Origin of the sequence: Calothrix anomala FACHB-343 (genome assembly GCF_014696435.1) — a bacterium.
GTDB classification, from domain to species: Bacteria; Cyanobacteriota; Cyanobacteriia; order Cyanobacteriales; family Nostocaceae; genus Aulosira; species Aulosira anomala_A.
Genome location: NZ_JACJQG010000012.1, coordinates 98,853 through 122,412 on the forward strand (window position 1 = coordinate 98,853; position 23,560 = coordinate 122,412).

The window sequence follows — 23,560 nt, forward strand, 5'->3', positions numbered from 1 at the left end:
CCTCTGCCTTCCATCTTCTATAATTTATAAATCCTGCACAACTAATTCTAGGCATGAAACTGTGACAGAAACTGGAAGCTACAAAGATACTGTAAATCTACCTAAGACTAATTTTGATATGCGGGCAAACGCACTCAAGCGCGAGCCGGAAATTCAAAAGTTTTGGGAAGAAAATAAAATTTACGATCGCCTCAGTGAAAAGAACCCCGGCAAATTATTTATACTACATGACGGGCCTCCCTACGCAAACGGCTCGTTACATACTGGTCATGCCTTAAATAAAATTCTCAAAGATATTATTAACCGCTACCAACTGCTACGGGGGCGGAAGGTGCGTTATGTGCCTGGTTGGGACTGCCACGGCTTGCCAATTGAACTGAAAGTTTTACAAAATATGAAGTCCGCAGAACGGCAAAACCTCACACCGTTACAACTGCGCCAAAAAGCCAAGGAATTTGCCCTCGCTACCGTAGATGCCCAACGCCAAAGTTTTAAACGTTATGGTGTTTGGGGAAATTGGGAAGATCCTTATTTAACCTTGAAGCCGGAATACGAAGCGGCGCAAATTGGCGTGTTCGGGCAGATGGTGTTAAAAGGTTACATCTATCGCGGTTTGAAGCCTGTACACTGGAGTCCTAGCTCCAAGACGGCTTTAGCGGAAGCTGAATTAGAATATCCTGAAGGTCATACTTCTCGCAGTATTTATGCAGCTTTCCCCGTTACCAGTCTTTCTGAATCTGCTCAACCATTGCTAGGGGATTATTTACCAGATTTGGGTGTGGCGGTTTGGACAACTACACCTTGGACAATTCCCGGTAACTTGGCGGTAGCGGTAAATGCTGACCTCAATTATGCTGTGGTGGAAGTTTCACGCAGAGACGCAGAGGCGCAGAGTAATTTTAAATACCTAATTGTCGCGGCTGATTTGGTGGAACGATTAACGGCAACTTTGGGAGTTGAGTTAACCGTAAAATCCACATTTAAAGGGCAAGAATTAGAACATATTACTTACCGTCATCCATTATACGATCGGGAAAGTCCGGTGGTGATTGGTGGCGATTACATTACCACTGAGTCCGGTACGGGGTTAGTACATACAGCCCCCGGACACGGTCAAGAAGACTACATTGTCGGTCAGCGCTATGGTTTACCTATCCTCGCGCCAGTGGATGATAACGGTAACTTTACTGCCGAAGCGGGAGAGTTTGCTGGGTTGAATGTGCTGGGTGATGGAAATCAGGCGGTAATTGATGCCTTAGCTGGGGCTGGTTCCTTACTCAAGGAAGAACCTTATCAGCACAAATATCCTTACGACTGGCGGACGAAAAAACCAACGATTTTCCGCGCTACTGAACAGTGGTTTGCTTCGGTGGAAGGATTTAGAGAAGAAGCACTAAAAGCGATCGCATCAGTAAGATGGATTCCCGCTCAAGGTGAAAACCGCATTACACCAATGGTAGCGGAACGTTCTGATTGGTGTATTTCTCGTCAGCGTGCTTGGGGCGTGCCTATTCCGGTATTCTATGATGAGGAAACTGGGGAACCCCTGCTAACAGAAGAAACCATCAACCACGTGCAAGCAATCATCGCTGAGAAAGGTTCAGATGCTTGGTGGGAAATGTCGATAGAGGAATTGTTACCCGAACAATACCGCAATAATGGCAAGTCTTACCGCCGAGGTACAGACACAATGGATGTGTGGTTTGATTCTGGTTCTTCTTGGGCGGCTGTCGCTAAACAGCGATCGCAATTAGGCTACCCCGTAGATATGTATCTGGAAGGTTCCGATCAACATCGCGGTTGGTTCCAGTCGAGTTTGCTTACCAGTGTAGCGGTGAATGATATTGCACCTTATAAAACTGTCTTAACTCATGGCTTTGTTCTGGATGAACAAGGGCGGAAAATGAGTAAATCACTGGGTAACGTAGTAGATCCCCAAGTGATGATTGTCGGCGGTAAAGATCAGAAAAAAGAACCCCCCTATGGTGCTGACGTATTGCGGTTGTGGGTGTCGTCTGTTGATTACACCTCCGATGTCCGTATCGGGAACAACATCATCAAGCAGCTAAATGATGTTAGGGGTAAAATTCGCAATACAGCGCGGTTCTTGCTGGGTAGCTTGCATGATTTCGATCCCGAAAAAGATGCAGTACCTTTAGCAGAATTACCAGAACTCGATCGCTATATGCTGCATCGGATGACAGAAGTATTTCAGGAAGTAACCGAAGCCTTTGACAGCTTCCAATTCTTCCGCTTCTTTCAAACAGTGCAGAATTTCTGCGTCGTCGATTTATCTAACTTTTATCTCGACGCTGCCAAAGATAGACTTTATATCAGCACCCCTGATGGTTTCCGCCGTCGCAGTTGTCAAACAGTGCTGAGAATAGCTTTAGAGAATTTAGCACGAGCGATCGCTCCCGTGTTATGTCACACGGCTGAAGATATTTGGCAACATCTCCCTTATAAAACACCGTATAAATCGGTGTTTGAAGCAGGTTGGGTACAATTAGACGAAGCATGGCAAAATCCCGCCATTGCAGAATTCTGGCAACAAATTCGCCAACTGCGTACTGAGGTAAACAAGGTATTAGAACAAGCAAGAATCGAGAAGTTAATCGGTTCTTCCTTAGAAGCCAAAGTCTTACTATATATCAATGACGAGCAGTTACGCGCCTCTGTAAAAACACTGAATCCAGACAAAGGTAACGGTATCGATGAACTCCGCTATTTGTTCATCACCTCCCAAGTGGAAGTATTAGACACACCCGCAGCCTTAGAAGGATTGAAATATAACCTACAATCGGATACTTGGGCTATAGGTGTAGTTAATGCAGATGGCGAAAAATGCGATCGCTGTTGGAATTATTCAGTTCATGTAGGAGAATCAAAAGAGCATCCTCTATTGTGCGAAAGGTGTGTTGATGCCTTAGCAGGTGAATTTTAAGTCTGAGGGATAGTTATTTTCTAACAAAGTCTGAACAGAGGTTTTCTCCGTTCAGACTTTGTGCTTTATTGGCTTTGTACTTAATTATTTATCGTTTCTCTTCCTCATTCAATGCTAAGAAGTGGTTTTAAAAGTGATTGGCTATGATTTAGATAATTTTTCACCCCCTAACCCCCGCAAACAGGGGTATTTAGGGTAATCCAACAAAATTTGCTAAATCACCCCAGACTTTTAAAACATCCTCTCAGCCAAAGACGCAGGAAAGAAATCATAAATCATTCCTTATACCCCATGCCCAATGCCCCATGCCCCATGCCCAATTCTAATTGGAGAAAATTATGGAAACTAAAGATAAAATCCTCAAAGGACACAAACGCCAAATACGGCTTTCACGTTGGCTTGCCAAAGTTGGTTATAACAGCCCCATTGGCAAGTTCCTCCGCTTAATAATGTATTATCAGGATGGTTTTATCTTACTCAAAGCCTGGAGAGATTTTCTGAACATCCGTCGAGAAAATATTGGCGACAAATTCTTTGCAGTAGATCATGCAATTATACATGCCTCTCACACTTTGGTAAGAGATTTGATGCATGTCGAGCCACAATTGCGGGGTAATGATTTAGGGATTATTAGAATCTACGCTTCTAGCTACATGCTCAATAATCCCTTAAGTTTAGGAATGAATGGTAACGAACATACAGGAGTACGGGCTGTATTTTTACAAGCATTACCAAATCCCTATTCCCAAGCAGAATTATTAGGACAATTAGTCGATCAATCCCTAGCAAAAGCTGCCGATAGGCGTCAGTTACATGTTGGTAATGATTTACCAAAAATGATGTTAGAGATTTTGCACCAACTTGTTTTTCAAATTTCCTTATCTGAAGAAGAACTTGCTGGATCGGGTGCTTATATTAAAGGGTTGGTACTTTCATCCTTACCAACTTTTGTCAGCAAATATCTTCTATTTTCCAAAACAGGGCCAAATATTCGCCATCGCCAACGCTTAATTGAACGCTATAAACAATCCCCCAAATGGGCATCATACATGCAAATTGCTGCCCAATATCGGCTGAACGAACACCAAATTGCTAACAGCTTATTTGATATGATTCATATTGCTGGTACTGCGGGAACTAGTGCCCTTTTAGGTTCTGTAATTGGTGTTCTTTGCCTAGATGATAATCTCAAAAATGATGTATTAGCAGAGATTAATACTGTCTGGAATGGACAAAATACTCCCAACGGTTCTGCTTTAGAACAGTCAACACTAACTAATAGAATAGTTTTAGAAACCTCTCGCCTATATCCCCCAGTACGCTTTGTTAGCCAACTCACGACTAACAAGGGAACAGTAGAAATTGGCGGACAACAATGTCCATTTCAAAAAGGGACTCGTTTACTTGGCTCTATCTTTAATGCTAATCGAGATCCTCAAAGATACCAAAACCCCAATGATTTTGATGTAACGCGAGATTTCTCTGATATTTTATCTTGGAATGGCGAAGGACATGAACGAGTTTGTCCTGGTAAATCCTTATCCATTGGTATAATTCAAATGTTCTGTTTCTATTTGTTGAAAAAATATCAATGGAACTCAATTACAGAAGTAAAGTGGGATTTTGAAAAAGTAACTGCTGTGACTCCTAATAATTTAATCTTACAAGGCTTTACTCATCAACAGTAAAGAAACACTTCTCTTGCATAAACCTTATACCAATTCTCTGTAAACTTGCACTTAATAACTGCTTCTTTTCTCTTGGCGTACTTGGCGGTTCATTACAGAAATTTTCAGGTAAATCGACCACACTGTAGGGGCACGGCATCCATAATATTCTCATATATACAATAATCTTACTGGTGCCGTGCCCCTACTACGATTGTGGTTCAAATGCATGAAAACTGCTGTAAATAAATATTTAGTGCATCATAGTGAATTGGTATTAGTATTTTCAAGGTGAATAACAACATCTCGCCCATGATTCCTGAGTCATCTCTTCCTCTGTGTTCTCTGTGGTTAAATAAAGAAATCTCAACCGCACCAGACGCAGAGTAGGCAGAGAAAAAAATAGATTTTATTTCACCTTGAAAAGCTACTTCTAAGCTCTAACCTCTATTTTCTACACTGGAATTAACTAATGATTAAACCTATTGAGAAAAAGCAACTCGACAATATTGCTACCTGGATGGTTCCCACTGTCGAAACCAAATTACCGACCATTCTTCAAGGTGTATTCTTTATGGATGGCAATCCCTTACCTGATGATTGCATCACATTTTACAACCTAGAATGGGACACCCAAGACCTCAGCTTACTCCTTCCTGTTTTTGCACCTTTGCAATGGACTTTTCATAATTCCTTTGCAGGCTGGCTATTACTAATAGGCGCGCAAATATCCCGATTTACCTACAAAGTTCAATTTGAAGATGAAACCTTACAGCGATCGCAAATTATCGCCTTTGCTTTTGGCATCCCAATTCCTAAGTGGATACTAGATTTTACAATGATCCAAGACGAGAATTCTCCTAATGGCGATATTTGGTATCGTAAAAACACTTTTTTCGGCAGATTTTCCGGGATGGGAAACTATACACTACGTAAAGTTGTTGATGCTGAAGGCAAATATACACCCGCCTTCTCAGATATGCTGAGTAAGGTTAACAATGAATGTTTAGTAATTGTGAATTATTCTTAATAGTCATTTGTCATTAGTCATTTGTGATTTGGTGGATTTACTGGGGCGGAGTCCAAGCTTCTTTCCAAGCCTTCCCCCTTGCTCCCTGCTCCCTGCTCCCCTGCCTAGCCCCTAGTCCCTATTGGTAAGGTGAGGGTAAAGGCTGTTTGCCCTGGAAATGTGCTATTTACAGTCAAATCGCCATGATGGGCGCGGGCGATTTCTCTAGCGAGGCTGAGTCCGAGTCCGATTCCTTCTACTTGGCGGGTACGTGCTGGATCGCCACGATAAAAGCGGTCGAATAGGCGATCGCGATCGCTTGCGGGAATATCTTTTGATGCATTTGTAATGGTAATATGGAGTTGATTTTGCTGTTGTTGAGCGGAAATCTCAATCCAGCCATTGTCAGCGAGATTGTATTTGATGGCGTTACTCAAAAGATTTTGCAGTACTTGCATGAGTAAATCGCGATCGCCTTGTACTTTTAATCCAGAAAGAATGTGATTTTTAACAGTTAAATGAGGGGCTAATAATTCGACATCTTCTAGCATTTCCATTAGTAACTCAGACATATCCACCCCCACTAAATACAAACTCATCTGTCCCGCATCAGCTAGGGATAACAGCAAGAGTTTGCGCATAATTCCACTGAGACGACGCACTTCATCTAATAAATTGCTGAGGCGTTGTTGGACTTCACTACCGGGGTCAACTTGTTGTAGAGTTCTTTCTAATTCCCCTTGTAAAATAGTTAGGGGCGTTTTCAATTCGTGCGCTGCATCAGCACTAAAGCGGGAAGCTTGGGTAAAACTGCGTTCTAGGCGTGACAGCATTTGATTAAACACCTGAATCAGTTCGACAAATTCTACATCTGTTGTCCCAATGGGGATGCGCTGATCTAGTCCTTTGACTGTTACCTGTTGAATTACACCTGTTAATTGAGCGATGGGACGTAACGCACCACCAGAAATTAACCATGCTCCCACTGCTATAAGTAGCAAAGCGATGGGAATGGAAACCAAGAAAATATTGCTAATACTTGCCATTTCTTGATTGACAGCTTGCAAACTAACTGCGATCGCAACTTGACTGTGGGGAGATTTCATCACACCGATTCGCCAGTGAGCTTTTGCTGTTTTTTCTGTGACAAATGGCGGCGGATCTGGGCGAAATGGTCGAGAATCTCGTCTTTCTCGCGGTGGTAGTATTAAAGGCGTTAATTGCAGACGTTTAACTAATAAGCCCTGCACCTGTGTATCTTCCGGGAGGGAGTTAAATTCAGTCAATGTGTTGCTATTGCTATCAACTACTAAAGCGGCGACGGGAATTGTTGTATGGTTACCCCAATCAAAGGATAATAATTCTGGGCGAGGATGCAATCGCTCTGGTTCTGGGGGACGACTAGTCCGCATTAACTGATTTAATAATTGTGCATCCAAGCGGCTGATTTTAGCATTGTAAATCTGAAACCAGGAGACAACCGCAAACCCAAGCAAGGTGCTACCCGCCAAAGCTGCAGATAATAGCGCCATCCGTAAGCGAAACGATCGCAGTTGTTTCACGATGGTTCTGGTTTGCGAAACCGATAACCAACACCGCGAATACTTTCAATCCAACTCGGTTCGTCACTGGGGTCAATTTTTTTGCGAATGCGCTGAATACAGACATCCACCACATTTGTATTCGGGTTAAAGTCGTAACCCCAAATATGTTCCAGGATTTGGGTACGGGTGAAAACTCGTCCAGGCGATCGCATGAGATATTCTAAAAGATTAAATTCCCGACTGGTAAGTTCAATTGCTTTTTGATTGCAAGTAACTTCGCGAGCAATGCGATCGAGTTTAATCGGCCCTACTGTGAGTATATTTTGGCGATCGCCCACACTGCGACGTACCACCGCATGAATCCGCGCGGCTAACTCTTCGACAAAGAAAGGTTTAGCAATATAATCATCGGCTCCCAAGTTCAAACCTTGCAAGCGATCGTCTAATTCATTCCGCGCCGTCAACAAAATTACGGGAGCATTGCGTCCTTCTCGCCGCAATTGTTTGAGAATTGATAGTCCATCTTTTCCCGGAACCATGATATCAAGAATAATCGCATCATATTCGTTATCTAATGCCCGGAGATAGCCATCATCGCCATTGTCGCAATAGTCTACGACAAATCCTTGCTCCTTCAGTCCAGCCCGGACGAAGTTAGCAATTTTTGCTTCATCTTCGACAAACAGAACATTCACAAGCTTTTATGAGTTGATCTATAGGTTCTATTTTAAATTGATTAATCTTTAGCTGAAATTACAAAAATGTAATTTAAAAACTAGAGCATCTGTCATTTTTGTTCTAATATGGCTTAGTCCTTAAAATTCTTTTAAGGTTTCCCGCAAGGTTTTTTTAACCTATTGTCAGTATTGTAAAAGTTATGGCATTTTAACTTATCTTGTCAAATAAGAGCTTACTATATGATAATTTTGCCAAAAATTCTGTCAACTCGGCTCTTAACAAAGGTATTGAACTCTCAAAAAAAAATAAACCTACCATGAACAAAAGACTGTTTGACTACAAACACCCATTTATTCTCCTATTCAGTGCTTTAATTGTTAGCTACGGATTTTTCTCCAAAGTATCTGCTCAAAACATTGCTGCTCCAGACACTACAGATTCTGAAGCAACCACTGTCAACAACCAAGAGTTTCCACAGTGGGGATATTACACGGTAAGAAGAGATTTTCGCAAATGTGTTTCTCCTATATGTGGGGGATATTTCATTAAGCAGGTTAACTTGAAAGCTACTCCTTGCATCGATGGTGTTTTTCGTGAGGAATGCTATGTGTCTGCAATTGATTGGAGTTCCCTAAAAGTAGCATCTTCCGAACTGGCAAAAATCCAAAGTGATGATGGTAGCCGTGTGATTCTTCGAGGTAGCATAGTTCCAGTGGAATTTCCTGGATTTGGTGAGTTTGGGAATTTGAGAGTTAAAGAAGCCTTCATCGCTGCTACAGCTGCGCCACCAAAAGGTACTTTTGTGGGACTCAAAAACAATGGCATTGTCTGCATCACTACCCCTTGCTTCTCCACAAATCAACTGGTTTTGAATAAGCCTAACATTTCTCAAGTTTCGTCAATCGATTTAAGTCAAACGGGTGCAACAAAGAAACAAATTGAAGCAGCAACAAGAGAAATTTTTGCTAAAGGTTTAATTACTGTAGGTAGAACTGAGGTAGTAAACAACTTAGATCCGACCAAGAGAGATATTAAGTTTGTGGGTACACAATTTTATCTGAGAGTAGAACCGAAATTTTGATTAGGGAACTCCAAAAATTAAATTATCCCAAATTGTAGGGGCGGGGTTACCCCGCCCCTACAATTTGCGGATTTGGTAAGTAATAATTGGAATATTTTTTTATTTGGAAATCCCTTAGGAGTCGTGTAAAAATAAGTTGAACAATTTAATATTTGTAGTGCGGGCATCTTGCCCGCGCGAGCAAGATGCTCGCACTACTTATTTTTACTTGATGCCTTAGTCTGATCCGGGGTGAAATGAGCAGTAATAGCGAAAGTTAGGCGCTGGGAATTGATGAGTCACTTTCAATAACTGCGATCGCCTTTTCCTCTGTCGAAACTTGCTTTTGTTTCATAGGTGCAACAAAAAGCCCCAGCTTGGTAGCTCTGTAATTAGGAGAAGTCTTTTGGCCATTGCATTTTAATCAATGATCTGCCTTCTACTGGATTTAATCTGTCCGCGCTTGGTTTTACTATCAAGGCGTTTTTTTTGCGAACTGCGTGTTGGCTTAGTAGATTTGCGTTTTTTCTTGAGTACAACTGCGCTTTTAATCAGTTCTTTAAGTCTTTCTAAAGCCTCCTCTCGGTTCTGCTCCTGGCTGCGGTGTTCTTGGGCTTTGATGACAATTACTCCCTCTTGGGTAATGCGTCTGTCGTTTAGCGTCAAAAGCTGCTGTTTATAGAAAGCGGGTAAAGATGAAGCTCCAATATCAAAGCGTAAGTGAATGGCGGTAGCAACCTTGTTGACGTTTTGACCACCTGCGCCTTGGGAGCGAATCGCGCTAATTTCGAGTTCGCTATCTGAGATGAGAATTTTATGAGAAATTTGCAGCATACCTTATATATAGCGTTATTAGGGCGGTCTTTGTTTGTCACAGTTGTATTTTGGGGAGCATCCCAATTTTGACGCAATACCCTAGAAGGGTATTGCTATACCAACAAAGCCTGCCTTGGCAGGCTAAAAGTTTGATAGCCTGCCAAGGCAGGCTTCGTATTTCTAGCCCCACCCTTATAGGGTGAGGGCGTTTTTGCACATTTGGGATGCTCCCGTACTTTGATGATGCAATGAGCGATCGCATCTACAGTCAAGCACCCTACAACAGCAAGGGACAACGCACGCTGAAAAATGCCGATGACGGAATTTTTCAAGATGGTGGCGAACAAATGTTACTCAAGCTTACCCAAAACGGGCAAGGCTATACAGCTACCTTTGATGTGGGACTACAAATCGCCTAGAAAAATTACAAAAATGTAATCCACAAGCAAGGCGAACTGTAATTTTGAGTCGATTAAATCATAAATATCAACACACAACACAAGTCACACGGGGAAAGATTATGAAGGTTAATAAAACAGTTGTCGTAGCAGCTATTTCTATTCTTGCAGGTACATTTAGTTTAATTTCTCTCAATTCAGTCAATGCTGCCAAGCCATCCCACCGCATTGCCCAAGGTTCACAACAACCTAATCAACAACAACAGGATGGACAACGGCGTCCACCTCACCCTGATTTTAAAGCAGCAGCCGCCAAACTGGGTGTAACTGAACAGCAATTAAAAGATGCCTTAGGCGTTCCCGCTAATCCTCCGGCTCAAGGTGACAGAAATCAAAGACCACCCCGTCCCGATTTTAAAGCAGCAGCTGCCAAGTTAGGCGTGACTGAACAAAAATTAAAGGATGCCTTAGGCGTTCCCGCTAATCCTCCCGGTGAAGGTGACAAAAATCAAAGACCACCCCGTCCCGATTTTAAAGCAGCCGCAGCCAAGTTAGGCGTAACTGAACAAAAATTAAAGGATGCGTTAGGCGTTCCCGCTAATCCTCCCAGTGAAGGCCAGCGCCCACCCCGCCCTGATTTTAAAGCCGCAGCCGCCAAATTAGGTGTGACTGAACAGCAATTAAAAGATGCCTTAGGCGTTCCTCCCCATCCTCCCGGCGAAGGCGATCGCCCAGAGTCTTCCCAAAATAGATAGTTTACAAACAAAGGCAGAGGGACGAGGGCAGAAGGTGAAGAGTAACCTCAAACACATCTAATTTGCGGATTAAATTTTATCAATCTCTTGTGGGGTGGGCATCTTGCCCGCCCAAATTATACAACTACCCCATTTATATTTGGTATATTGGAGCTGTTATGAATCAATACGGTTCAGTTAGCCTCAAAAAACTGATTTGGTGTAGGTTGGGTTGAGGAACGAAACCCAACATTTTCGGCGCTTTGTTGGGTTTCACTTCGTTCAACCCAACCTACATTTATCCTTAACTGAACCGTATTGTGTTATGAATCGCTTTTTTCGCAAATATCATCGTTGGTTGGCAATTGTCTGTGCCCTACCGTTAATGCTAACAGTCATCACTGGTATGACTTTTCCCATCGCTAAAGCTCTACATCAACGAGAATTAGCAGGTTTCCTCATCCACCTGCACACCCTAGAAACTTTTGGACTCGATGGGATTTTCCCCATAATTAACGGATTTGGTTTACTAGGCTTATTAGTGAGCGGAATTTATATGACAAGTTTATTTCGCGATCGCCGTTTACCTGGTAATAGACTTGATGTTTAATATTCGCGACACATCAATATATTCTAGAGGGCAAAGCAGTGCCTAGCCCCTACTATATTAAAAAATGTAAATAGGATTGCAACCCTTATCAATGACAAATGACAAATAACTATTAAATTTGCCTGATATATTTCATCTTCATGCTCCAGGCTTTGACAATCATCGTCAAGCCTTTTCTTATTCATCGCAACGCTCCAATGCCCCATGCCCAATGCCCAATGCCCCATGCCCATTATCCTATAGGTAACGTAAACCAAAATGTCGCACCGGCGGATAATGCGCTAGTAACACCAATTTCCCCACCATGCGCTTGGATAATTTGCTTGCACAGATATAACCCTAATCCTAAGCTGACAGAATTGCGGGTGTTTGTACCTCGATAATAAAGGTCAAATAAGCGTTCGCTTTGCTGTTGACTGATTCCCACACCGTTATCGCTGACAGTGCAATAAATTTTGTCTCCGGCAACGGTAGCGTTAATGGTTAACATTAAACCAGGGGGATTGTGTTTAATTGCATTGGCAATTAGGTTAGAAAAAACTCGCCATAGTTGCGTCGGATCGGCGTTAATGTATGGTAAATCTGCACTAACTAAATTGGTGAGGGTGGCTTGATTTTCCCCTAGCATCGGTTCTAAATCTGCGATCGCGGCTTCGACCACTGTATGTAATTGTACTGATTGTAATTGTAAGATTACGCCTTGAACTGCACTGATATGAGCTTCGAGCAAGGAATTAATTAAATTGAGTTGGCGATCGCTACTTTTCACCATTCGTTCTAAAATTGACCGAGAAATAGTGATTTTACTCTCTGGGTTAGCTAGCAAGTTTTTCAACACCATTAAAGTTCCTAATACGGGGTTGCGTAAGTCGTGGGAAACCGCATGAAAAAATACCCGCACTGCTTCCTCTGCTTGCTTGCGCTTGGTGATATCTTCTGTCATTCCCTCGTAGTAAAGCAGTTTTCCTTGTTCGTCACGTACTGCGTAGGCTTTTTCCGAAATCCACACAATGCTTCCGTCTTGGCGATAAATTTGCGATTCAAATTCCGAGAGACTACCATATTTTTCGATTAAGCGAACAAACTCGGCTCTCCGCTTAGGGTCAACATATAATTGATGTTCGATATCTGTTAATTTGGCTGTGACTTCTTGGGGCGATGCATAGCCGTAAATCTTCGCTAAAGCGGGATTAGCTGTAATATACTTACCATCAGCACTACTTTGGAAAATCCCTTCGATGGCGTTTTCTACGATACTGCGATATTTAGCTTCTGCAACTTGCAGTTTTTGATAAGCTAATTCTAGTTCTTGATGGGCATAAAAATCTGAGCGTTGTAGGCGATCGTAAAGATAAACGCCGATGTCACAGATAGCACATAGCCAAAAAACATATAAGATAAAAGTTACATCATAAAGTTCTGGATGTTCGGGTAGGAATGTTTTCAGTCCTAAGACTTGATTCACACCAAAATAGTAAATTAGCAAACCCACCTGTGAAGTTAAATGTAAATGCCAACACACAGGTATAAATGTAGCTTGACTGACAAATAGCAATGACCAAGATAAAGGATCGCGTAGGGCATAGCCTTGAATTGTAGCGAAAAACTGCGTTCCTAGACTAATTGACCAAGAAGACCCCAATAATAGCATTCCCGGATAACGTTGACCAAACCGGGTTTTATGCACAATAAAACAAACCAGTAGAATCAAGAACATGGCAAAATTAATACATAATGCTTGGGTTCTCAATGGTTGGGGTAGTTTGTCTAACTCTTTTAAGGGAAAATAAACATCATAAATACTACGCAAAGTAAAAGTAAATAAGCAGACTAATCCTACTAATAACCATAACTGCAATCTTTGCCATAAAAAGCTTCTTCTAGCATTCAGCCATTGTTCATCGCGAACAGCATTTATCGCCACATCCGCCGTTATTTTTGATGTTGAGGCTGGAAAGGCTTTTTTCCCCCACCTTTGCAGTGTTTTCCAGAAGGTAGCCATCAGCTTTTACCAAGTTTGCCTATATGCTATTGTCTCCTATTCTGAATTGGGCGATGAAGTCGTGAGTTAGAGACGCGATGAACCCTTGTCTGTACAAGTTTGATTGGTAAGGGTTTTTGGGATATTGCTATGATTTTGCGATCGCCTAATTATGCTAAATTCTACTCATTTTCAAACAGAATGCCACAGATGGTAGGGCATAGGTGTCAACTCAAGTTAAAAATAGCCTATGTCTTGGCTTTGTCACCCGCCTGAGAATGAATTCTCAGGGCCAAAGCTCAAGTCTACTAAAGTAGACTCAAGATTTGGAAGATATTTAGTCATCTTGAGATGACTTTGGCTATTAGCAAGGAACTTCAGTTCCTTGCGGTAGCTGGGTTTTGCGTTAAGTTGACACTAATGGGCACTGCCATGCCCTCTAGAATATATTGATATGCATGGTGATTTTAAGGGCGAACTGTGGAATTTGGGGTAGCGAGGGGTAATGTAAACCAAAATGTTAAACCACGCTGGCGATGACTAATAATTCCAATTTCCCCACCATGCGCTTGGATCACTTGGCGACTCAAATACATTTTTAAAGCAATACTGCTAGAACAACAAGCTTGTGGTTCGGGAATGTACAAATCAAACAAGCGATCGCACTCTAGTTTACTTAGAGTAATGCCATTATCTTGAATCTCGGTGCGAATGATGTCGCCTTCAACTTTGGTTTTTAGGGTAAAAGTCAGTCCTGGTGGGTTGTTTTGCAAACTATATGTGAATATATTGGCGAGAACTTTTTGCAACCGCGTCGGATCGGCCATGACTAAGGGTAAATCGTCAGGGACTAAATTATTTAATATGGCTTGATTGTGGTTAAGTAATGGCTGCAAATCTTTGATAATTGAGTCTAGCAGCGTGTTATAATGTACTAGCTCTCGACGCAGATTAATTCCTTGAGCTTCACAACTATGAATTTCTAGCAAAGAGTCGAGCATTGCTAGTTGGCGATCGTTACCTTGAATCATGCGTTCAATCACCGAACGCGATACAGGAATAAAGGATTGAGAATTGGGAAGGCGATTTTGGGTTGCTTCTTTAGCTAGTTCCCACTCACTATTGCCTAAACTTTGAGTTTTGAGTAAATTCTTCAATACCATTAAGTTACCCATAACCGCAGTCCGCAAATCGTGGGCTACAGTATGTAAAACTACATTTTTCACCCGTTGCATTTCTTCTAGTTCCTGCATTTTCTGCTGGAGTTGGGCGGTGCGTTCTTCTACTTGACGTTCTAAATTAGAATTAAGTGCAGCTAATTCTTGATATAATTGAGCTTGTTGAATAGCGATCGCTAATTGCTCTGACATTTGCTGCAATAAATCAATTTCGATAGTTTGCCATTGCCGAGGCCCAGAACATTGATTAGCTACTAACGCCCCAAATAATTGCTGATTGAGCATAATCGGTACAGCTAAGGTAGCTCTTGTCTGAAATTGTTGATAGTGCGTTCTAATTTTGGGAGAAACAACAGTTTTATTCACATCTTCCACTAACCGCACGCTATTAGTGATCAGGAGATTTTTTAATTCCTGGAGATAACTTTCATCGTCAGTAGTCCAACCTAAGACTGCGGGATATTGGGGATTGACTGATTCGGCGACAGTTTTCGCTTTCCCTTGACAATCGCTAATCCCAATAAATACGCGATCTGCTTGCAAAAATTGCCGAACTTCGGTGACTGTAGTTTGGAGAATTTGCTCTAGATTCAGGGAAGAACGAATTCGCGCTAATGTTTCTGTTAATAAGCGATCGCGCTGTACAGTCAGGTGTAATTGTGCTTCTACTTGCTTGCGTTCGGTAATATCGTGAATTACAGCCAGTATGCAGGGAATATTTTCTAATTCGATGATTTCGGCTGATACTAGGGTTGTAATGATTTTCCCCGATTTGACGCGGAAGTTGAGTTCTAAGTTACGCGCAAAGCCTTCCATTTGCAATTGTTGCAACAACGCCATGCGATCGCGCTTATCTAGCCAAATATTTAATTCAAAAGCTGTACGTCCAATCACTTCCTCTTGCTGATACTCAGAAAGCTTGACAAAACTCTCGTTCACTTCTAAGAAAAGTCCTTCTTCCACAGTGCTGAGGAGAATTGGATCGGGACTGCAACGAAAAGCTTTAGCATATTTTTGGGCGAGACTTTGTAAGTTAGTTTCCCCTTGTTTGCGTTCTGTAATATCCCGCACAATGGCTAAAACTTCGTCGCTACCACTAACTACCAAGCGTGCTTCATAATCGCGAACGCCTACAGGTGTTGCTAATTGATATTCACAAATTTGTAAATTTTGCGAATCCAAAGTTTTAGCGATCGCTTCTTGACTAATTGCGGCGACATCAGAAGGTAATAAATCTCCTACTTTTTTGCCTAAAATCTCTTCTTTAGGTAGCAGCAAACTGTCTACATCTTCTTTTAAATCTAAATATTCGCCTTCCCGGCTGAGGCGAAACATCAAATCGGGAATTGCATCTACAATTGCTTTATAGCGCCTCTCACTGTGACGCAATTGTTCTTCTACCTGCTTGCGGTCTGTAATATCCATTACCAAACCCTCCCATAGCCAATCACCGTTAGCTTGTCTTTCCAATTGGGAAGCACCTTGAATCCACTTGATTTTGCCACTTGGTGTAATGATGCGACCTTCCCAACGCCAAGGTGATAATGTAGCTTTCGCAACTTCTATAGATTTCGCTAACGATTGCACATCTTCTGGATGAACTAGTCGATCTAAAACCTGCAAATTTGCTTGGATAACTTCTGGTTCTAACTCATATAATTCGCGACAACCAGAACTTACATACATCACCAATTCCGAACCATCCTGCCGTTGCAGGATTTGAAAAATCATTCCCGGTAAATTAGCAGCAATTTTTTCCAACAAAGTGTGATTCCCCTGTGGAAAATCTGGTTTATGCAGTAATTTTACAATTTCATCCACTTTTTGTGCCTTGATAAAACCAGCAAATAATCTGATTGTGACAATTTCTGCCAGCCTGACAACTTTGACGCTGCATAAATCATCATTGTCAGCAGCAAAAATGCCTCTTACTTCAGAGTAATTCTGGATGCGGCGATCGCATTCACCCAATCGGGTTATTTATTATTGGTCAATAGTCAATAGTCAATAGTCAATAGTCAACCGTCAACAGTCAACGGTCAAGGGTCAACGGTCAACAGCTAATGGGTAAACTAATATTTACAGTTGTTTCTTGTTTGTAAACGCTGCTAATTGAGAATTGCCCACCATAACGTTCAACGATTTTTTTAACTAAATTTAAGCCCATACCTAAGCCTTGCTGTTCATAGGTTTTGCGCTCAAATTGCATGAAAGCAGCAATTTTAGAAATCTGTTCTGCTGTCATTCCCCGTCCCCAATCGTGAACGTAGACATTGAGCATTCCTGAATCTACTTGACTAGTAATCTTGATGGCTGTCCCCGGTTGGGAGAATTTCAAGGCATTATCCACTAATTCATAGAGGATAATTGCGAGATATTCAGCTGATATTGACACTTCAGCCTCGGCGATCGCAAACATTAGATCGTGATTGCGATTTAAACTGCGAGCCAGAGCTTGCAAAGGTGGAGCGATCGCGGCTAGAGAAAATTTAGTTGACTGCGGTTTGCTAATCGGCTTTTTCGGCGTTGATAGTTCAAATTCTAAATAAATCAACAATTTTTGCGTTAATTTTTCTAGCCTTCGTGCGGATTCATCAGCCCAGCCTAGTAATTCTCGAATTTCCTCAGTATGCATATTTTCCAGATCGGCTATGAGGAGGTTGAGGGTACCGACGATACCATGTAGCGGTGTATTCAGTTCATGGGGTACAGTCACAGCTAAATTACCGCGCAGTTCATTCAGGGTATTTTCTAAAAATTTAATACTATTAGCTTGGATATTCGCTAAATTTTGAATTTTATCGTACTGTTGCTTAATTCTCAGCATAGACTGAACACGTGCCCGTAATTCTACTTGATTTACAGGCTTACTAATAAAGTCTTCAGCACCCGTATCTAAGCAACGAGCTAGGTCTTCTTTGCCTGTGAGCGCAGTTACCATAATGATGGGAACTGACTGCCATTGAGGAATGGCTTTAATTTTTCGGCAAACTTCGATACCATCCATTCCTGGCATCATGACATCGAGCAAAATTACATCTGGCTGAAATAAGTTGAGTGAGGCGATCGCTTGTTGACCGCTGGCAGCGTAATGTAACAAATAATCTTGTTCGCTTAATAGCGTTTCAATCACATCAAAGTTATCGGGGTCATCATCAATGACTAAAATAGAAGGCATATTAATAAAATTCAAAATTCAAAATTCAAAATTCAAAATTCAAAATTTCCCAACGATTGTTGACTATTCTAGAGACGCGATGAATCGCGTCTCTACAAGATAGACGCGATGAATTGCGTCTCTACAATTTATTGATGATGGGTTAACAACTGCTGAATGGTGGTAGATAATTGCTTGAGCTTGACGGGTTTACTGAGGTAATCGTTGGCTCCTGCTTCGAGACAGCGATCGCGATCGCCTGCCATTGTTAAGGCGGTGAGTGCGACAATCGGAGTCTCACGCAATTGCGGATCTTGGCGGATCTTGCTGATAGCTTCTAAACCGTCCATTCCTGGCATTTGAATATCCATTAAAATCAAGTCGGGCTGATGCATTTTAGCTTGATCGATGGCTTCTTGACCGTTATATGCCAAGATAATGCAATAGCCTTTGGCAGTGAGGTAGCTAGAAACTGTACTGATATTAGCTTCGTTATCTTCTACCAGCAAAATTGTGGGCGCAAGGCTAACGGCTGGGTCAACTGTTACGCAATTCAGTTCTAAAGTAGTGGCTGGTTGAATATCTAGTGTGAGGAGAGAAGCGGGATCGTAGGGAAGTTCGATAGTAAAGCAACTACCTGCACCTAGTTCGCTAGTTAGCCCCACTCTACCACCATGAAGTTCAACAATTCGCTTGACTAAAGCTAGTCCCAAACCTGTACCACTATATTGACGGTTTAAGGCGGTATCAATTTGGATAAAAGGCTTAAATAGTTTTTTGCTATCTTCTGCGGAGATGCCAATACCTGTATCGCTCACAGCAATTTGCAGGAAGTTTTGCTTTGAGACATCGCTAGTAGTAATTTCTGAGGCAAGTTTGCTAACTTCTAGGGTAATGAGTCCCCCTTCTGGGGTGAATTTAACTGCATTATTCAGCAAGTTAATTAATACCTGACGAATACGTCGTTCATCTACAAGTAAGTCTGGTAGTTTGGGCTGAAGTTTGATTTCTATCTGAATGCGTTTTTGCAATGCCTGCTGTTTAATAAATGCCAAACTAGATTGGCAGAGATTAGCTACAGAAATTGAGGTGCAATTTAGTTCAATTTGTCCGGCTTCGATTTTGGCGACATCGAGGATATCGTTGATTAACTCTAGCAAATGAGAGCCACTGCGCTCGATGGTTTGCAAGGCTTTGCGTTGTTGATCGTTAATCGTGCCAAAAACCTCGTCTTGTAGCCCTTCTGTCATACCGAGAATGGCATTTAGGGGAGTACGAAGTTCGTGACTCATATTCGCCAGAAATTCGTCTTTGAGGCGGGTAGCACGGGCGAGTTCTTGATTAGACAAGGCTAGCTGTTGATTAGCTTCGGTGAGCTTGGCTTCGGCTTGTTGGCGTTCAGCGAGTTCTTGCTGTAATTGCTCAAATAAACTCGCTTGCTGAATGGCGATCGCTAATTGGTTGGCAATTTGTTGCAGCAGTTGAGCTTCTGAGTCTCGCCAAACGCGCTTTTCTTGGCAAGCATGAACCACTAAAATTCCCCAAAGCTTGTTTTGAGTCCAAGGCGCAACCCAGCGATGATTTTGGTTGTGGACTTCTTGCAGAATGGGTGCGACAATTTTTGACTGAATTTGACCTTGACGAGAATATTCTACTAGGCAATCCGTCCAGATATCATCCATAACATCAGGGACGATGCGGGGTTTACCTTTCCAGTAGCAATCTAGGATTTCTTGTGACCAAACTTCGTTTTGCCAACCCAGGTTTTTCAAGCGGGGAAACTCAGCAGATACGGCTTCTTCGGCAATGTGACTGCTACCATCGGCAAACAGTCGAAACACAATGACGCGATCGCACTGCATTACGTCTTTTACCTGCTGAGTCACTGTTGCTAATATCTCATGAATATCCAGGGACTGGCGTATTTGTTCGATAATCGCCCCTAGAGTTTGCTGTCGCCGCAGTTGTATGGCAATTTTCGCTTCGGCTTGCTCCCGCACTAACAGTTCTGATTGAATTTGCTCGTAGAGACTGGCTTGTTGAATCGCGATCGCTAACTGACTAGCAATTTGTTGCAATAATTCAATTTCCCATGTTGTCCAGGTATAAGGCTGAAGATTTTGGTACATCGCCAACAGCCCCCAGAGCGCTCCATTCACAAATATAGATGTAATTACATAAGCTTTGGCTTGAAACTGTTCTAAAAGTTCTACATGACATGGCTTTAAGCCTGCTTGATAAATATCAGGGACAATAAGTGTTTCCCCTGTTTGAAAGCGTCCGCCTTGAGTTTCTTGGAGATAGGTATCTTCCCATACTTGTTGCACATCAGCGCCTACAAGTTTTACCCAATCGCCAGTTACAGCTTCTGCAATAAATTCACCGCTCCAATCTGCTCCAAAGCGGTAAAGTGCTACCCGATCTACTGCTAATATCTGCCTAACTTCCTGTACGGCAGCATTAATAATGACTTCAATTTCTAAAGATTGGCGAATTGTTTGGGTAATATTCCAGAGTAACTGTTTGTGTCTTGCTTGTTGTTGTAGTTGCGCTTGTGCTTTTTCTCGTTCTTGCTGTGCGGCTTTCTGCTTGCTAATATCAACTACTACACAAATGGTTTGATTATCTGAACCTGAGAGGATTGCAGCACCCAACAAGACAGGAATCCGACTGCCATCTTTACGGTAATATTCTTTTTCCCAAGGATCGATTTCGCCATATTGCATGAGATGTTGCATTGCGGCAAAATCTGCAGGTAAATGTTCGGGTGGAGTCATTGCTTGCCAATTCATCGCCCCTGCATTGAGTTCTTCCCTGGTGTAGCCTACCATTTCTAAAAAATGATCGTTGGTATCGATTACGTTGCCTTGAAAATCAGCAAAGATCATCCCGACTACATGGGAATCAAAAATTCGCCGGAAACGAATTTCACTACTTTGTAAAGCCAGTTCGGCGCGTTTGCGTTGCGTAGCTTGCCGATAGGCATCGCTTAAATCGAAGTGAACGCCAATCATTTTCTGGGGATTTCCCCGCTCATCTCGTACTAATACCCCACAGGCTTTAATATAGTAAATGCTCGAATTATCATGTACTACTCGAAACTCAGTATTGTACTCTGCCAGTCCTAAAACTGCCTGCTGTAGCAAGGTTTCTGTAGACTTACGGTCATCTGGATGTAGTCTATTCGACCAAACTTCATAAGTTAGATTAATATCAGGTTGTGGCGTCACTCCATAGAGTTCGTACATCCGCTCATCCCACAGGATGGTGTTCTCGACAATATCCCATTCCCAACAGCCAAACGCCCCAGATTTCAAGGCCAAGCTGAGGCGTTCTGATATTCTCCGCAGTTCGGCTTTACGGGCTTTTATTTCTTGGGTGCGTTGTTCTACCCTGATTTCTAAGTCTTGGTTTAAGCGATGTAGAGCATCGATAGCTGCTTGGCGTTGTAATTCTGCTGCTGCTCTGGCTGCAAATACTTGGAGAATGGCGATCGCTTGGTTGCGTTTAGTTTGGGATAAGGGCTGTCGATGGAGAATACAAAGGTTACCAATGATATTACCGAGATCGTCTTTTAACGCTATTCCTACATAGCTTTCTGCTTGCATTCTCACCAAGTCTAAATCATCAGGAAAAGATGTTTGCACTTGGTTGTCACAGTAAAATTCCCCATATTTCAGGCTAGATTCACAGGGAGTGCAATTGGGATCGTAGATAATTTGTGGCTCTAAGGTACGATTTGCCCAGAATCCCAAGGTGTGGAGTTTGTTATCCACCAATTCGCTAACGATCGCATAGGAGACATCCAAGGCTTCGGCAATATGGCGGACTAAGGCGGGAAAAAAATCGTCTCCGGTGACTGCTGCTGTACCGTTGACTAGTTTTTGCAGTGTTAATTCAGCTTGCTGGCGATCGCGCAGTTCTTCCTGCAATTTGTGGTGGGTGGTGGCTTGGTGCAGAGCAATTTCTAGATGCACTGATAATGCTTCTAGCAGTTCGATTTCTGACTGTTGCCATTCACGGGGTTGGTGGCTTTCGCTGACATTAAGTAAGCCCCACAGTTGATCGTCACAGAGCAAAGGTACCAAAATTTTGGCACGAATTTGCAGATTCTGCAGCATTTCTCGATGGCATTCAGCCATTTCCATCTGATATATATCGGAAACAACGCGAATCCGCCCCTGACGATAAAGCTCTTGGTAGTCCTGAAAGCAGGTGTCTTTGACTCGTTCGCCCAAAACAGACAAAGAAGAATTGGTAGATTCTGCAACGACTATCGCTTCGCCATCGGCTTCTAAGCGTGTAATCATGACGCGATCGCAGTTCAACAATTGCTGCACTTGGGCTACTGTGGTATCAAGAATTGTTTGCAAACTCAAAGATGAGCGAATTTGCATGGCAATATCAGATACCAGTTGCGCCTGTTCGACTTTCTTGTTGAGGGCGTTTGTCCGGGCTGCAACTTGCTGCTCTAATTCCATGTTACGCGCTTCTAGCAGTTGCACTTTCTCTGTTTCTAGCTGCACGACTTTCTTCTCTAACACTTGTGCTAGTTTGTATAGTTCTAAAGGGTTGAGGGCTTGGAGCAAACTGCTTTGAGTCACAATCCCTAATAATTCTCCCTGCACTCCTGTCACTACCAACCGTCGAATCAAGCGCTGCTCGACAATCTCCTGTATAGTCCACAAAGAATCATCAGGTTTGACGGTAAAGATGGGGCTACTCATTACCGTTTGTGCTGTATAGGTAGCCAAGTTCAATTCTAAAGACTGAAATTGCACAATATCCCCCTCGGTGACAATTCCCACAGGTATATTGAGGGTTTTGTCTGGATTACCGCCAGGTTCAACAATAATTACAGAACTAACTCGGTTAGCTGTCATCAATTGCGCGATCGCTAACAGAGAACTATCTGGTGCAGCACAAATTACTTCCCGCGTCATTACCTCACCAGCCAAGCGCAAGCGCAAGATCTTGGTAAAACTAGAAGAATGACGCAAGCTTTCATTCGTCAGCAACCCCACCACCTGTCCTTGTTCATCTAAAATCGGTAGGTGACGTATGTGATACTGCTGGAGCAAATTTACCGCAAAAAAGAAATCGCTAAATTCAGACTCTTCTAGGGTGATGACTGGATGTATCATCACATCCCCTATCCTTAAATTTTCGAGATGTCGCTGTTGTGCGCATAAACGCACTATATCTCGTTCTGTGAGGATACCTACCAATCGCCCATTGTCAACAACTAACACGCAACTCGACCTAGCATTGAGATGGAGTTCATCGATTTTTGTCCTATCGCATACCGCCCGAACGCTACTCATTTGAGCGATCGCGTCTATGACCAGAGTATCTAATTTAACTATTATGGGATCGCGGACGATTGCCGATTTCAGTTCTAATGGAATCAGAGAATTTGTGCTGTTAAACATTCATGTTAAAAGGGTTTATGCTCTATGATTCCCGTGAAGAATATCCAAGTTTCATAAAACATAAAGTTATTAAATATTGAGTTTGCTGGCATTATGGGTCAGTCTACATACTTTTACAGAGATGATTTCATCATCTGTAATTGTCAATAATTCTTCAAAGGTATTAATTGTCAGATGATTGCTGATTTATTGGGCAAAATTAAGGCAAATTTAATAAATCAAAGATGATGGATCTATAAAAAGGGATTATTAATTTTCGATTTACATCTAATCTGGGCGATCAATACCTCCTGTCAATTCATATTATAGACAATTTGTAATTTTAAGCACCAAACATTGCTCTATAAGTAAG

The 23,560-nt window shown here is 42.3% G+C and carries 14 protein-coding genes; 7 read left to right on the forward strand and 7 right to left on the reverse strand.

Annotated features, from left to right (window positions below):
• The first annotated feature begins 61 nt into the window (after positions 1-61).
• From ileS to H6G08_RS09140, 3 genes are all read left to right on the forward strand, one after another.
• Positions 62-2,944 (forward strand): isoleucine--tRNA ligase, encoded by a 2,883-nt coding sequence (gene ileS / locus H6G08_RS09130; RefSeq protein WP_190540690.1) that lies wholly within the window; start codon positions 62-64, stop codon positions 2,942-2,944.
• 338 nt (positions 2,945-3,282) lie between these two features.
• Complete coding sequence (locus H6G08_RS09135) at positions 3,283-4,632, forward strand: cytochrome P450 (protein ID WP_190540692.1); 1,350 nt, start codon at positions 3,283-3,285, stop codon at positions 4,630-4,632.
• Between the two features lie 451 nt (positions 4,633-5,083).
• A complete protein-coding gene (locus tag H6G08_RS09140; protein WP_190540694.1) occupies positions 5,084-5,641 on the forward strand; it encodes a hypothetical protein in 558 nt (185 codons plus the stop codon).
• Between the two features lie 104 nt (positions 5,642-5,745).
• Here the strand turns inward: H6G08_RS09140 and H6G08_RS09145 are convergent, their stop codons facing one another.
• Together H6G08_RS09145 and H6G08_RS09150 are read right to left on the reverse strand one after the other, a co-directional pair.
• Positions 5,746-7,182, reverse strand: a complete 1,437-nt coding sequence (locus tag H6G08_RS09145) for an ATP-binding protein (RefSeq protein WP_313941651.1) — start codon at positions 7,180-7,182, stop codon at positions 5,746-5,748.
• Positions 7,179-7,859: a response regulator transcription factor gene (locus H6G08_RS09150; protein ID WP_096644867.1), complete on the reverse strand. Its 681-nt coding sequence runs from the start codon at positions 7,857-7,859 to the stop codon at positions 7,179-7,181. Before H6G08_RS09150 ends, H6G08_RS09145 begins: the two co-directional genes overlap by 4 nt.
• A 299-nt stretch (positions 7,860-8,158) precedes the next feature.
• Between H6G08_RS09150 and H6G08_RS09155 the strand changes: the two genes are divergently transcribed.
• Complete coding sequence (locus H6G08_RS09155; RefSeq protein ID WP_190540696.1) at positions 8,159-8,923, forward strand: DUF6748 domain-containing protein; 765 nt, start codon at positions 8,159-8,161, stop codon at positions 8,921-8,923.
• A gap of 399 nt (positions 8,924-9,322) precedes the next feature.
• On the opposite strand, the gene arfB is transcribed toward H6G08_RS09155, so the two are convergent.
• Positions 9,323-9,736, reverse strand: a complete 414-nt coding sequence (gene arfB, locus H6G08_RS09160; protein ID WP_190540698.1) for an alternative ribosome rescue aminoacyl-tRNA hydrolase ArfB — start codon at positions 9,734-9,736, stop codon at positions 9,323-9,325.
• Positions 9,737-9,942: 206 nt separating this feature from the next.
• Here arfB and H6G08_RS09165 point away from each other — a divergent pair, with 206 nt between their 5' ends.
• From H6G08_RS09165 to H6G08_RS09175, 3 genes are all read left to right on the forward strand, one after another.
• Positions 9,943-10,137, forward strand: a complete 195-nt coding sequence (locus H6G08_RS09165) for a peptidase associated/transthyretin-like domain-containing protein (protein WP_242046105.1) — start codon at positions 9,943-9,945, stop codon at positions 10,135-10,137.
• A 101-nt stretch (positions 10,138-10,238) separates the two neighbouring features.
• On the forward strand, positions 10,239-10,871 hold the full coding sequence (locus H6G08_RS09170; RefSeq protein ID WP_190540700.1) for a hypothetical protein: 633 nt from the start codon (positions 10,239-10,241) through the stop codon (positions 10,869-10,871).
• A 304-nt stretch (positions 10,872-11,175) separates the two neighbouring features.
• Positions 11,176-11,460, forward strand: coding sequence for a peptidase (locus tag H6G08_RS09175; RefSeq protein WP_190540702.1), 285 nt, complete (start codon positions 11,176-11,178; stop codon positions 11,458-11,460).
• 232 nt (positions 11,461-11,692) lie between these two features.
• Here H6G08_RS09175 and H6G08_RS09180 read toward each other — a convergent pair whose 3' ends face one another.
• The 4 genes from H6G08_RS09180 to H6G08_RS37395 all read right to left on the reverse strand — a co-directional run bounded on the left by H6G08_RS09180 (position 11,693) and on the right by H6G08_RS37395 (position 23,208).
• Positions 11,693-13,462 carry a PAS domain-containing sensor histidine kinase gene (locus tag H6G08_RS09180; protein ID WP_190540703.1) on the reverse strand — a complete coding sequence of 590 codons (1,770 nt, stop codon included), beginning with the start codon at positions 13,460-13,462 and terminating at the stop codon, positions 11,693-11,695.
• A 446-nt stretch (positions 13,463-13,908) separates the two neighbouring features.
• Complete coding sequence (locus H6G08_RS09185; RefSeq protein WP_313941667.1) at positions 13,909-16,440, reverse strand: sensor histidine kinase; 2,532 nt, start codon at positions 16,438-16,440, stop codon at positions 13,909-13,911.
• A gap of 232 nt (positions 16,441-16,672) precedes the next feature.
• Entirely contained in the window at positions 16,673-17,797 is a 1,125-nt protein-coding gene (locus H6G08_RS09190) for a hybrid sensor histidine kinase/response regulator (protein WP_190540705.1), read from the reverse strand.
• 128 nt (positions 17,798-17,925) lie between these two features.
• Positions 17,926-23,208, reverse strand: a complete 5,283-nt coding sequence (locus tag H6G08_RS37395; protein WP_190540707.1) for a GAF domain-containing protein — start codon at positions 23,206-23,208, stop codon at positions 17,926-17,928.
• Positions 23,209-23,560: the final 352 nt, after the last annotated feature.